A 13,295-nucleotide genomic window follows, 5' to 3' on the forward strand; every position below is an offset into this window, starting at 1 on the left:
GAGAACAAACAGGTTGGGCGTACGTCTTTAGTCTATATATTCGAACCTTTAACCTAACGTTCATGAAGGCCCGGCCATCGCCCCAACAAATGAAAGTTCGGGCGTGTGGGGAGGGTACGGTTACTCGCCCGACAGGACGCCGTGAATACGTCCTTGTAGGCTCGACGGCGGCTGTCCCTGCCGCCGACGCCTGTCAGTCGAGCAACCGCACCCTCTTCGGAACCGGCATTTTCGTTGCTGAGCTTTTGCATATCGAAAAATTAGATAAAGAGACCAAATCTACGAACTTTCACAGTAACGTTCATGAAGAAGCTTTCATCACCCCGGACGATGAAAGCTTGAGGCGTGCAGGGTGCGAACACTCGTCAGACAGGACGCCGTACCCAGCACTTAAATTCCATAGCCTATTCGCCATGATTGATTACAGAGATAATTTAGGTGCTGGGTAAATACGTCCGTGTAGGCTCGACGGCGACTAGAACGCACTCTCTTCGAAACCGACATTATGTTGCATATCGAAAGATTAGATAAAAGGGTCTAAATCTACGAACTTTCACAGTAATTCAGCAGCCAGTCCGCGAAACAGAAGCGGACCGAATAGTTTCCGCTTTAAACTTCTATTTAACTTAACTTAAAACTAAAGAGCAATAACATGGAAATATTACTTATCGGAGCCGTATTAATGATTTTCGCGGTATTGGCCTCGGCATGGCTCATGACCTTTGCCAAATGGTTTCCTATCGAAGGCATCGACGGCGGCTTTCTAAAAGACTATAAAACGATGGTCAGAGCCCATGTCGATTTTGTACTGATGGCACTGTTTTGTTTAGCTTTTTATGCGGTAAAAATTCCGCTGCCGGTTTTGGCCTGCTGGCTTGTCGTCATCGGCGGAATGACTAATCCCGGCGTTTTCGTTATCGCGGCTTTCGACCCCAATTTTTGGGATAAACCCATTTGGAAAGCTTATACGATTGTCAGTTTTGCGATAACAACGATCGGTTTCGTATGGGTCGGACTGACTCTTTTGAATTTCGCCTTGTAATGTTTCAGTTTCCCACGACTCTTAAACTTTGAAAGTATTGGCGAATACATCATGAAGACAATGAAGAAAAGGCTATAAAATCGACGATCTAATTCTTCGTGTCACGTTACTCCTCATGGTTATTTCGTAATATTGAATCCAAGTCCATTTAATAATGCAGCATAGCAAACTTTTATTGACTCAGGGAGCAGCCAATGGCCTTTCATGCAATCAACCCCGTTGACGGTAGCACTATACTGACCTTGGACAACTGGGAAGCGTCCCGGTTGTCCAAGGCAATGGATGTTGCCGAACTGGCAGCCGGGCCGTGGGCCGACACGCCGATCAAAAAACGTTGTGCGCTGATGCATAAGGCAGCAGAGGTCTTGCGGGCACGTCAAGAAGAGCTGGCCACGATCATCACCCAGGAAATGGGTAAGCTGATCAAGGAATCGCGCGGTGAGATCGAGAAGTGTGCCTGGGTATGTGAGTACTATGCCGAACACGGGCCGGGGTTCCTCGAAGATGAACATATCGAAACCGACGCCGCCAAGAGCCTGGTCGCTTATCAGCCGTTGGGGATCATCCTGGCGGTGATGCCATGGAACTTCCCATTCTGGCAGGTCTTTCGCTTTGCGGCTCCGGCACTGGTGGCGGGTAATACCGGATTATTGAAACACGCCTCGAATGTGCCGCAGTGTGCGCAGGCAATTGAATCTGTGTTTAAGGAGGCCGGCTTTCCCGTAGGGGTCTTCACGACACTGATGATCGGATCAGTACAGGTACGTGGTGTGATCGATGATCCACGAGTCAAGGCTGTGACCTTGACCGGCAGTGAGCCGGCCGGAAAATCGGTGGCGGAAGCAGCCGGTGCGAATATTAAAAAATCCGTTCTGGAACTGGGCGGGTCGGATGCCTTTATCGTGCTGGATGATGCCGATTTGGAACTGGCAGTAAAGCAGGGTGTGACCTCGCGTTATATGAATGGTGGCCAGAGCTGTATCGCGGCCAAGCGGTTTATCGTGGTGGATGCGATTGCCGATGCATTTCTGGAAAAATTCAAAGCCGCTGTAGAAGATCTGCGTACGGGTGATCCAATGAGTGTAGATACCACCCTGGCACCAATGGCGCGCCATGACCTGCGCGATGAATTACATAAGCAGGTGATTGAAAGCATCGAGGCGGGCGCGAAGGTTATCACCGGTTGTGCACCGGAAGCCGGCAGTGGTGCTTATTACCAAGCCTCCATTATTGATCATGTTAAACCCGGTATGCGTGCCTGGCACGAAGAACTGTTCGGCCCGGTCGCAATCGTGATTCGCGCCAAGAATGAAGATGATGCAGTGTCTATTGCCAACCGCAACGACTTCGGCCTAGGCGGCAGTGTCTGGACGCAAAGCAACGCGCGCGGTGAACGCGTGGCGCGGCAGCTAAAATGCGGTGCGGCATTTGTGAACGGCTTGGTAAAAAGCGATCCGCGGATGCCGTTTGGTGGTATCAAACGTTCCGGTTATGGGCGTGAGTTATCGCATCATGGTATTCGCGAGTTTGTGAATGCCAAGACGATCTGGATTAAATGATTACTACTGTCATTGCGAGGAGCCTTGGAAAGACGACGCAAAACGGGTACCAGGACTGGCAATCAAGCATCTATACTCAAACTAACAGGCAGCTATCCCCAAACCTTACGCCGGTCGGCGCTTTGCTAAATCTTACAGCAACTCCTATGTGGATGGTTACTTGCTTTATGGGTCGAGGGTTCGCATACGACCCAAACCGGTCTCTTAATTTAGATGTTTGACTGTCGATTGAGTTGGTAATTGCGGTCATTCAAAACGTGGCTTTGGAATTATCCCGATCGGTTTATCATGAATGAAAAATAGGTTATACTGTTTAGAGCATCTAGCGTTGAAGCAGCATTCTTGACAATAAAGCAGGAAAAGCCGTATGTTAGCCCGGTCGGGACAATAATTTGTTAGCACCTAAAGTCAACCAGTCTGTGATGCTTTATGAAAATCCTAAATAACGAAGAAAATCTCGCCTCTTTCCTTGAGGATATTCGTGAGCGAGAAGTTACCATTGTCTCTGCATTCGCTAGCGGTACAGAAAGCGTTATTGACTTGCTGCTTGATCATGGAAACAGGTTGGAATTATTGATTGGAACTATAAACTCATTTTCATCTCCAGATTTATTTGATCATTGTAAGAACATTGCAAATGATAATTTCTCTCTGTTTGTCGATTTTGGCTATCAAAGTAGCATTCATTGGAAGCTTTATTTGATAGAACCGGAAACGGTAATAATTGGCAGTGCCAATTTTACTGTTACCGGTTTGAGTCTGATGCGAGACACGTGCGTTGTAATAGAAAATAAGACGCTATTGGAAAGCTATATAAAGGAATTGGCTGCAATTAAATCATCAAACAATGTAGTTAGTTGCGATGGAGCGCATTTTGAGGATTATCTCCAAAAGTACAGAGAGAACCATCGCCGTATGCAGGCCGGAAGAGCTAGATCTGTACGGGCAGGCGATGGAAATGAGTGGCTTTCCGCAGAGGAAAATCAGCTAATACCTGTTTTAATTTGGGACTCCAGACATACCAAAGACACCATTGAGGAAGCACATAAACTGCTGAAAGAGGACTCAGATGAAGAACCGGCTTCCATGTTACGGGATTTCTTTACATACGACTGCGACGAGGCAGATCTCCCATATAGCCAAGGTGATCTTGTACTTTGTATGAATAGCAAAGGGTCATATGCAGATTTCTATTCATTCGATAGGATCCTCCATGAAGATGGGATTAACTATATTTATTCATATAAGCAAAAACGTTACACGCGCCCATTTAGATTAAGCAACGAAATCAAGAGTGAGATTAAAAATAGAGTTGGAGATTGGTATGAACGAGAGATTACGGAGCTTGGAAGAGCCGAAATTCAAGACGTTATAAAGAGTGCTAACAAATAGCTCCAGCTGACCATGGCGTTATGCGCTTCTGCGACACAATCTGTCGTTCGGGTAGCGTAAGCTGAAAGAAAAAGGAGCAAAAGGGAAAAGTTATGTCGAATTTCGATAAAAACTTTGAAGCAGCACGCCTTGCCATGCTGGCTAAGCAACATTCGGACATTGTGAAAGTTACAGGTGAGGTGGTTTTCCGTGCAGAAGATGATGAAGACCGCTTGAGTGGCACGTCTTGGACACTTGAAGAGGATATTTTCGATCAGGTTACGGAGTCTGGTTTCAAGTTGCATCTGATTGAGCTTCTAGATGTTTTTATTGCACACCGAGGCCAATGTAACGAGTTGCCAAAAAAAGAAGGGATTGTTCGCTTCGCTGGTGGTGACTTGAGCATCGAATGGTTGCCAGATGGCTCAACTCACCTTTCCAAAGGAGACTCGTAATGGAGGCGCTGCTTGATGAGTATGGTAGGATTTTAAGAGAGCTAAAATTTGACTCATTTAACCATAATGAAGATAAGTACTCTGGTGTATTCTTGCCTGCCCCGTTTGATGAGTACTGGAACTCTAGCCTAAAAATAATGTTGGTTGGCCGAGAAACTTCTGGTTGGAATACAGACAATCAAAAGAATACAATCAAGCGTATAGCAGAGTTTTCTGAAAATAATAAAATTTCCGATCTTGTGCAAGAGGCCACTGGGCGTTACAAAATACATCTACCAGTGAGTAAGGACGGGAAAGTTATTACAAAAACTCGAAGTCGTTTTAAGCAGTACTTTTTTCGGCTGGCGAAGGAGCTTGAAATTAACCCTAAGTCAATTATTTATGGGAATTTATTTGCTTGGGACTACAACAAAAAAAGCCCTAGAACACGCCCGAAAAATGAGCTAGAAGAAATAACAGAAATTTCTAAAAAGCTTCTTGCAGCTCAGATAAAATGCTTGAGGCCAGACGTGATTATTTTTGCTGCTGGCTTTGTTGGTGTTGATCAAGTAATAAGGGATCTATTCGAAGAGCACTTTAGTGGCTATGAAAATGGCGAAGTTATATCTGGTAAATACTGGGAGTTTAGGCCATTTAATAGCGAATTTTCAAATATTGAATGTTTTAGAATTGCTCACCCGAGAGCAACTCACGGACATGGAGAGTTCCGAGAAAAAGTGATTCAGAGTATTAAAGCTCGTGCTGCTGACTAAAAATAGTTCGCATAACAAAGCATTGCAGCGGACAAGCCGCTGAATGCGGCGTTAGAGCTGATCGTAGTGACCACCAATAGCGAAGATATAAATGGACCTTTCGTCAAACCGATATATCAAACGATCTCTTTGTGATATCCGCTTGGACCAAAGGCCAGAGAGGTTGTGCTTAAGTGGCTCAGGCCTCCCTAAACCTGAAGCAGGGTCGTTTGAACGCAGCATTTCCTTGAGTAATTTACACAAAGCCTTGTGCAATTGTTTGTCCTTCTCGCGCATAGTTTCATACGCTTCCCAGGATTTGCCTTCAAATACCTGTGATCTCATTCATTTGCTCTTCAGTCGGTATATAGCCTTTACCACGGTTGTGGGTTTCAAGGGAGTAGGCAATCTGTTGCATGAGGCTCTGGCTTTGAAGAACATGAAGCGTTTCTTGCTCTCGCTCCCAGTCGTCGGCGCTCATTACAACGAATGCCTCTCCGGCTCGTCGAGTTACCTTGAGTGGTTCATGCCTGCTAACCACTTGTTCTACAACGCTCTTCAGGTTGTCTCTAAATTTGTTTACACTGATTGTATCCATGATGGCACCTTGATGTACGGAGTTTCCGTACAAGTATACGTCAAGTGCCCTAACAAGGCCAAGCACAGCGACAGCTTTTTCGTTGCGGCTTCGCCTTCACTTCTAAGCTGCGCGTGTTGGCGGCGTTAAAAATAGGGAAGTTATTTATGACCGAATCCATAGTTACTATTGCCCATTCTCGCGCGAATCCTTAAGGTCAACCTATGCCACGCAAAAGCGGGAACTGTGGAAAGAAGCAAAACCTAGTCACGATAAAAACTTGAACAAAGCCTCTTGGTTGGCGGCGGGTAATTCAACCAGCAAATCGATCTGCTCGGAAAAATCCTGCTGAATAATTCGCCCTTCCAACTTTTTGAGTTGATACTCGAACTGCTGCATTTGAGGATAGGCAAGCGTTAATCTGACACTTGTCAGTTCCACATAATCAACGATTTCCGCCGACTCGATGACATGCTTCGCGGCGTTGCCGTAAGCCCGCGTCAACCCACCGGCGCCGAGTTTCACGCCACCGAAATAACGAATCACCGCGACTAACACGTTGATGAGATCTTTGCCCTCCAAATGCTGAAAAATCGGTTTGCCGGCCGTGCCGGACGGCTCGCCGGCATCATGAAAACGACAAATGAATACTTGCTCCGTCCGAATTCGATAAGCGAAAGCGATATGACTGGCATCCGGATAGTCGGCCGCCAACTGCCTGAGACATTGCAAAGCCTCCTGCTCATCGGCAACAGGTATAATGACGCCGATAAAACGCGATTTTTTGATGATGTCTTCAATCGTATGACGCGACTTGATGTACTGCATTTTTATTCTCGATTTCTTTAGGATTTAATAACGAATCGTCACCTGGCTATAAACCTAGAAAAAGTATTTTTGTCCACGAGATATACAAAAAATCACGAAAATATTCAATTAGTTATACTACTCAAGCTATTTACCCCGTGGGTGACTCAAGAGATTTATACCCTTTGCTGGTCAAATTTCGGCGCCGGGGGGTCCGTCAAAGGACGCCGCGAATACGTCCATGTAGGCTCTGTGACAGCATCCCTGCTGTCAAAGCCTTTGCCGAACACCCCGACATCTCCATGCGTCAATGCCGAAATTTGAAGTGCGATGGGTATATGTAACCGGATGATTACGTTAGTTTATTTCGTGATTTTCGTGGACTGACTGCCAAATTTAGGATCAACCTTTGTTCAATTATGACTACCCCTTTTAATTATTGCCTACGCTATTATTGCTCCATCATCGGGATTTTCGCCCTAACTTTAACGGGTTGTTCGACGGTAAGGGAATCTTTGCCGGCGCGGACCGCGACCGAACAACTTCTACTCTCCACCGCTGCCGATCACGCCGCGCAAAAATTAGCGATTGATTTACCGAAACACCATAAAATCTTCCTGGACACTCAATATTTCGATACCGTCAGCACCGATGCTAAATATGCCATAGGCGCGATCAAGAACCAGTTATTGACTCTTGGATACCCCGTTGTCAGGGATAGAAAGGAGGCCGATTCCATTATCGAAATTCGTTTGGGCGCCTTGTCGATCAATCAACACAAAAGCCGTTGGCTGGGACTACCGGACCTGAACGTCCCCATTCCGCTGACGGGAACCATTCCGATACCGGAAATCGTTTTACTGGGCAACAATAAACTGGAAGGCATCGCCAAAATTGGCTTGTCTGTGTATGACGCCAAGGAAGGCACGCTGGAAAGTGTTATTGAGCCAAGCTATGGTTTTTCTCGATTCGTTGAGTGGACGGTGTTATTAATCAGCTGGACCGATTCCGATTTGGTACCGGAAAATGCCCGCGACGAACATGAAAGTCTCAGGCTTCATGAACGTTTATTGATCAATGGCGAATTTTAGACCTGAAGATAGCCAAGGCTTGCTTAAGCCTATAAACGGCATTTTGTCCACGAAAATATTTAAATAGTTATGCTTTATGATTACTTTCGTATATTTCGTGATTTTTGTGGACTGACTACGGAATTTAAGCTTAAAGAGCACCTTTGTGTTTTTGCTTTCGCATCTGCTTTTTCGCTGCCTTCTGCTCTCTAATCACGGCCAACTCAGCCAATTCTTGTTCCATCATCGCCGGCGTTTCCAGCGTGAGTCTGCCCAACATCCCCGAACGAAGTTCGGACAACAATATCTTAGCGGTCTTGTCGAGATCGACTCGGCCGCCGGAGCGCAAACAACCTCGGCTTTTCCCAATAGCAAGCATCAAGTCGTGCTCGTTGTTAGGAAGAGGATCGAGCTTGAATCGATCAACTAGACAATTCGGATAAAGTTTAAGCAAAAATTCGGCGGCAAAATACGCAATATCGTCATGCTTGATCGCGGTATCCTTGATCGCGCCGGTCACCGCGAGCCGGTAGCCGGTATTTTTATTTTCCAAATTCGGCCAGAGCATGCCTGGCGTATCGAGCAAAACGATATTGTTTCCGATTGCGATGCGCTGCTGAGATTTAGTGACAGCCGGCTCATTGCCAGTCTTAGCGATGACTCGTCCGGCCAAGGCATTGATCAATGTGGATTTCCCGACATTCGGAATGCCCATGATCAACGCATGAATCAATCGATTATCCGACTCTTCAAAAGCCAGCAATTTGCGGCATAATTCCGGCAACTGCTTGATTTTTTCCGGTTGTTCGATACTGAGCGCTAGCGTCTTCACGCCTTGTTCGCGCTCCAAATAACCTTGCCATTGCCGCGTTGCATCAAAGTCGGCCAAGTCGCATTTATTCAATACCTTGATGCAAGGCTTAGAGCTTCGAAGTTGCGCCAACAGTGGATTTTCACTGCTGAACGGAATGCGCGCATCGAGAATTTCAATGAACAAATCGACCTGAGGTGCAATCTCCCTGATTTCCTTCCCAGCCTTGTGCATGTGCCCCGGATACCATTGTATATGCATAATAAATCGTCAAATTCCAATAAAAATCATAAACCAAGCCCACCTTTTATCTTTCAAGCTCCGAACGGGTGTTATAAAACCGTTCGCAACGTTTCCATTCTAATTGTCACAAATGCATCTGAAGCTTATCGATGACAAGACCTCCGCTTAATCACGTAATGATCCGTTCATTCGTATCGCAGGCTTCTGCCTATCTTATTGTCGTTACTGGACGCTGGAGTTTGGCAACGAGGAATGTCGCGGTACATGCGATGATACACATATAGCACCACTTTATGCCTCTATATCGCGAAGCTAGAGCTTCGAGTATAGCTTTCCCAAGCAAGGCAGCGGAATCTTTCCCCTTTCCCCTTTCCCCTTTCACCTTTCACCTTTCACCTTTCACCTTTCACCTTTCACCTTTCACCCTTCACCCTTCACCTTTCACCCTTCACCTTTCACCTTTCACCTTTCATCTTTCATCTTTCATCTTTCCCCTTTCACCTTTCCCCTTTCACCTTTCATCTTTATTCCCTTCCCTCTGCTCCAAAACAATCAACCAAGGGCGCTCTTGGGTCGGCTTTACAATACCTTTGCCATCCAATTCCACGCGCGTCATCGACACCGCATCGAGCACATTGCCGCCGATCACTTCGAGTGCATCGTAGTTTTTGGCCACGACCAAGTCGCAATGATAAGGCCCTCTGCGTAATTGTTTGAATGACTGGACTTGTTGCGTAAAAACTTCGCTGCGCGGCGCGCATAACAAATCGCCGGGTTTAGGACTGAAAAAATGCGCGTCGCGGGCGATAAAGCGGGCATTTTTTCCGGCCGACAGCGAATGTTGGATATAGTCCCAATGCAGCACAGTCGAAGGCAAATCCTGTTCCGACACACCGGCGCTACGCGCCAACCAAACAATAAAGGCAGCCGACCAGGGTCGAACTTCACCTTCGTGATTTAATAAAGGCAAATGCGTCGCGTTGTACCAATAAAGAATGACTCGGGAGAAATAAGGTGCTTGGGTTTCGTGCGCCGCTTCATTGTCTACCGTAAAAATCAATTCGGGTTCGCCGCCGTTATAGTCGGCTATGGGACGTCCGAATAGAGACCATTCCTGTTGCGCCAAATAGATCATGCGTTCCCGAACCGAAGGAATCGCGAAAACCGGATCCATACCGCTTTGATACATGATCCGAAACGTCCCGTCCTTGACCGGTGTCGTGCAAGCGGACATCAACAGTATCGGCAGCCAAAATAGCGATCGTAGAAAAGATTCGGGGCGTCTTATCCATTGCAACAGGTACGCGGTGCACATCCTACAAGCTATCGAAAGTCTAGACACGGCTCCTCCAGAATACGGCTCAACCCGGCTCGACAATATACCGCAAAGCGAGGTCCAATGCTTTCGGATCGCCGCTGATTAGTGCGTGAGCATCGCTTTCACGACGCAACCAGGTGAACTGCCGCTTCGCCAATTGCCGGGTCGCGGCGATGGCTTTCTCGGTCATCTCGGCATGCTCGTATTCGCCTTGTAAATACGACCACACTTGTCGGTAACCGACCGCACGTATCGACGGCATTTTTTCCGATAAATCGCCGCGCCGATAAAGTTTTTCCACCTCTTCGACCAAGCCTTGTTCCAACATTTGATGAAACCGTTTTGCGATGATTTCGTGTAGTAGTTTTCGGTCCTGCGGCGCGATGATCAATTTGACCGCGCGAAAAGGAAGCGGCTGGGTCTCTGCTTCGCTGAACAATTCGGTCAAGGTTCTGCCGGTCAATCGATACACCTCGAGCGCCCGTTGCACCCGCTGCGGATCGTTCGGATGAATACGCGCGGCGGAGTCTGGATCGACTTGCGCCAGTCGCCGATGCATCGCTTCCTTGCCGATGTGTTCGAGCTCTTTATCCAGTTCAGCCCTGACCGCAGCGTCGGCGGTCGGCAGTTGCGCCAATCCGTGATTGAGCGCATTGAAATACAGCATCGTGCCGCCGGTCAACAAGGGCAATTTGCCGCGCGCGCTGATATCCGCGATCAATTCCAGCGTTCGGGATCGAAATTGTCCGGTCGAAAATGCCTCGCTCGGATCGAGAATGTCGATCAAATGATGCACAATACCGCCTCTTTCGGCCTCCGTAGGTTTGGCGGTGCCGATATCCATACCGCGATAGACAAGCGCCGAATCGACACTGATAATCTCGGCATCGAGCGCTTCGGCCAGTCGCACCGATAAAGAGGTTTTGCCGGAAGCTGTCGGCCCCATCAAAAAAACCGCCGTGGGTTTGGCTTTTTCGTTCACGATACGCTTACCGTCCGCGCAGGAAAAATTTATCCAGTTCCTGAGTCGATAGTTCGACCCAAGTCGGGCGTCCATGATTACATTGCCCGATGCGTTCGGTCCGTTCCATGTCTCGCAACAAGGCATTCATTTCGTCGATCGACAAACGGCGGCGCGCTCGGACCGAGCCGTGACAAGCGACCGTCGCAAGAACTTCATTGGCTTTTTCCTGAATCCGCGTGCTCAAGCCGTGCTCGATGATATCGGCCAACACGTCCCGAATCAGTGCCTCGCTATCGCCGCCGGCCAACAATACCGGCACCGAACGCAACACGATCGTTTCAGGACCCGAGCGGTTCAATTCGAATCCGAGCGCATTGAAAAAATCCTGGTGCTGTTCGGCCAAATCGGCTTCACCAGCGCTGACCGCGATCTTGATCGGCAACAACAATGGCTGACTCGGCACGCTACCGTTATTGAATTGTTGCTTCAAGCGTTCATAGGTGACGCGCTCATGCGCGGCGTGCGTATCGACCAGAATGATGCCTTTCGGCGTTTCGGCAAGAATATAGATATTATGCAGATGCGCGACGGCATACCCCAAAGGATGATACGACTCTTCGCCGGCTGGTGCGGGCTTGGGGCTTTTGCTTTCAGGTTCCGGCTCGACCGCCGGATACAGTGAGGCGTAAGCGCGAATATCCTCCTCGACATGCAGCGGCAGCGTATTTTGCTTCGGCTTGGATTGTAATTGGACTTGCGGCTTGACGGGTGGCTGCTCCGGAGTTTGCGGCGGCATCGGAACGAATTCTTCGATCGGATTGGACCGTTGTTCTTGACTCCCCGGCCGTAAATCGGCCAACGACCGATGCAGCGCCCGATACAGAAAATCATGGACTAGACGACCTTCCCTGAAACGGACCTCGAGTTTAGCAGGATGCGCGTTGACATCGACCAAAGCCGGATCGAGATTCAAATACAGCACGAATACCGGATGGCGGCCGTGATAAAGCACATCCTGATAAGCCTGTTTAACCGCATGCGAGACCAACTTGTCCTTGATCAAACGGCCGTTGACATAAAAAAACTGCATGTCCTGCTGGCTTCGCGAGAAAGTCGGCAAACCGACCCATCCGGTCAATTGCAAACCCGAAGCCTCGAAATCGATTTTGACCGAATTGTCGATAAACTCCGAACCGCAAATGCCGGCGATACGCTGTTCGCGCTGTACCTCGGTCGTGACCGGTTTCAGATTCAACACTCCGCGTTGATTATGCGTCAAGACAAATCCGATATCGAAACGGCTCAACGCCATGCGTTTAATCAGCGTTTCGATATGACCGAATTCGGTTTTTTCGGTTTTGAGAAATTTTCGGCGCGCCGGGGTGTTGTAAAACAAATCGCGCACATCGACGGTCGTGCCTTGAGGATGCGGGTCAGGCTTCGGATCGAAATTTTGCTCGGAACCGTCCGCATCGACTCGCCACGCGCAATCGGCAGCCTCGGTTCTGGAAATCAACGTCAGCCGGGCGACCGAGCTAATGCTTGGCAAGGCCTCGCCGCGAAAACCCATTGTCGAAACATGCTCCAAATCGTCGAGCGTTGCGATTTTGCTGGTGGCATGGCGAGACAATGCCAGCGGCAGGTCATCCTTGTCGATACCGCAGCCGTCGTCTCGAATTTTGATCCGGCGCATGCCTCCCTGCTCGATTTCGATGGCAACAGACGTAGCCCCGGCATCGAAGCAATTTTCGACCAACTCCTTAACGACCGAAGAAGGCCTTTCGACGACCTCGCCTGCGGCGATCTGATTGACGAGTTGAGTCGGAAGAGAATGAATACGCATTGAACAGTCTGAAACCAAATCGGCTATTTTAGCCGATCGGTCAAAGCCGTGTCAGTTTGAATTACAAGGCTACTCACTTAATGCGGAACAGTTTAAGGTTAATCCGTTCGTGGTGAGCCTGTCGAACCATGGACGGCTTAACTTATCGACCCAGGATTTTTCCATTCACCCTTCGACAGGCTCAGGGCGAACGGAAAAATCCTTAACTTAATGGCAGTGCCGCCTTAGGTGGGAAGCCAATTAAAACAAGCAAAAATCTGCGTGTTTTCGCGTGTTTCGTGGATAAAGTGCTTCTTATCCTGAAAAGAGCAGTTAGCATGCGTTGTATACCGTTCGTGCTGAGCCAAGTCAAAGCATGAAGGATCTACAACACTTTCACCGGCCTGGTGAAGCCTCAACTGCTCATTTATGTTTATATACTCATCGTATATCAAAATTCGGCGCAGGGGTGGCCGTCAAAGGACGCCGTGAATACGTCCCTGTAGGCTCTATGCCAGCTCCATG

14 protein-coding genes are annotated in these 13,295 nt (G+C 48.3%); 6 read left to right on the top strand and 8 right to left on the bottom strand.

What is annotated here, in order from left to right; translation table 11 throughout:
• Positions 1-53: 53 nt before the first annotated feature.
• Positions 54-251 (bottom strand): hypothetical protein, encoded by a 198-nt coding sequence (locus EQU24_RS22395; protein ID WP_175421683.1) that lies wholly within the window; start codon positions 249-251, stop codon positions 54-56.
• A gap of 401 nt (positions 252-652) precedes the next feature.
• On the opposite strand from EQU24_RS22395, the gene EQU24_RS11675 reads away from it, so the two are divergent.
• The 5 genes from EQU24_RS11675 (at position 653) to EQU24_RS11695 (ending at position 5,179) form a co-directional block, all read left to right on the top strand.
• Complete coding sequence (locus EQU24_RS11675) at positions 653-1,042, top strand: hypothetical protein (protein ID WP_017839332.1); 390 nt, start codon at positions 653-655, stop codon at positions 1,040-1,042.
• Between the two features lie 194 nt (positions 1,043-1,236).
• Positions 1,237-2,601 (top strand): NAD-dependent succinate-semialdehyde dehydrogenase, encoded by a 1,365-nt coding sequence (locus EQU24_RS11680; protein ID WP_017839331.1) that lies wholly within the window; start codon positions 1,237-1,239, stop codon positions 2,599-2,601.
• Positions 2,602-3,030: 429 nt separating this feature from the next.
• Entirely contained in the window at positions 3,031-3,993 is a 963-nt protein-coding gene (locus tag EQU24_RS11685; RefSeq protein ID WP_017839330.1) for a phospholipase D family protein, read from the top strand.
• Between the two features lie 92 nt (positions 3,994-4,085).
• The gene (locus EQU24_RS11690; protein ID WP_017839329.1) at positions 4,086-4,427 is read left to right on the top strand and encodes a hypothetical protein; all 342 of its coding nucleotides are present in this window, start codon (positions 4,086-4,088) and stop codon (positions 4,425-4,427) included.
• Complete coding sequence (locus tag EQU24_RS11695) at positions 4,427-5,179, top strand: hypothetical protein (RefSeq protein WP_017839328.1); 753 nt, start codon at positions 4,427-4,429, stop codon at positions 5,177-5,179. The genes EQU24_RS11690 and EQU24_RS11695 overlap by 1 nt, the downstream gene beginning before the upstream one ends.
• Before the next feature lie 51 nt (positions 5,180-5,230).
• Here the strand turns inward: EQU24_RS11695 and EQU24_RS11700 are convergent, their stop codons facing one another.
• From EQU24_RS11700 to EQU24_RS11710, 3 genes are all read right to left on the bottom strand, one after another.
• The gene (locus EQU24_RS11700) at positions 5,231-5,503 is read right to left on the bottom strand and encodes a Txe/YoeB family addiction module toxin (RefSeq protein WP_017839327.1); all 273 of its coding nucleotides are present in this window, start codon (positions 5,501-5,503) and stop codon (positions 5,231-5,233) included.
• Positions 5,484-5,756: a type II toxin-antitoxin system Phd/YefM family antitoxin gene (locus EQU24_RS11705; RefSeq protein ID WP_026130013.1), complete on the bottom strand. Its 273-nt coding sequence runs from the start codon at positions 5,754-5,756 to the stop codon at positions 5,484-5,486. The genes EQU24_RS11700 and EQU24_RS11705 overlap by 20 nt, the downstream gene beginning before the upstream one ends.
• A 246-nt stretch (positions 5,757-6,002) precedes the next feature.
• Positions 6,003-6,563, bottom strand: a complete 561-nt coding sequence (locus EQU24_RS11710) for an IMPACT family protein (RefSeq protein WP_017839325.1) — start codon at positions 6,561-6,563, stop codon at positions 6,003-6,005.
• Positions 6,564-6,961: 398 nt separating this feature from the next.
• Between EQU24_RS11710 and EQU24_RS11715 the strand changes: the two genes are divergently transcribed.
• Positions 6,962-7,633 carry a DUF6655 family protein gene (locus EQU24_RS11715; protein ID WP_017839324.1) on the top strand — a complete coding sequence of 224 codons (672 nt, stop codon included), beginning with the start codon at positions 6,962-6,964 and terminating at the stop codon, positions 7,631-7,633.
• Between the two features lie 130 nt (positions 7,634-7,763).
• On the opposite strand, the gene ylqF is transcribed toward EQU24_RS11715, so the two are convergent.
• From ylqF to mutL, 4 genes are all read right to left on the bottom strand, one after another.
• Positions 7,764-8,684 (bottom strand): ribosome biogenesis GTPase YlqF, encoded by a 921-nt coding sequence (ylqF, locus tag EQU24_RS11720; RefSeq protein WP_026130012.1) that lies wholly within the window; start codon positions 8,682-8,684, stop codon positions 7,764-7,766.
• Between the two features lie 493 nt (positions 8,685-9,177).
• On the bottom strand, positions 9,178-9,981 hold the full coding sequence (locus tag EQU24_RS11725; RefSeq protein WP_017839322.1) for a DUF2272 domain-containing protein: 804 nt from the start codon (positions 9,979-9,981) through the stop codon (positions 9,178-9,180).
• Between the two features lie 46 nt (positions 9,982-10,027).
• Complete coding sequence (gene miaA / locus EQU24_RS11730) at positions 10,028-10,966, bottom strand: tRNA (adenosine(37)-N6)-dimethylallyltransferase MiaA (protein ID WP_017839321.1); 939 nt, start codon at positions 10,964-10,966, stop codon at positions 10,028-10,030.
• A gap of 7 nt (positions 10,967-10,973) precedes the next feature.
• The gene (gene mutL, locus EQU24_RS11735; protein WP_017839320.1) at positions 10,974-12,791 is read right to left on the bottom strand and encodes a DNA mismatch repair endonuclease MutL; all 1,818 of its coding nucleotides are present in this window, start codon (positions 12,789-12,791) and stop codon (positions 10,974-10,976) included.
• Positions 12,792-13,295: the final 504 nt, after the last annotated feature.

It is taken from the genome of Methylotuvimicrobium buryatense (assembly GCF_005931095.1).
Taxonomy (GTDB): Bacteria; Pseudomonadota; Gammaproteobacteria; order Methylococcales; family Methylomonadaceae; genus Methylotuvimicrobium; species Methylotuvimicrobium buryatense.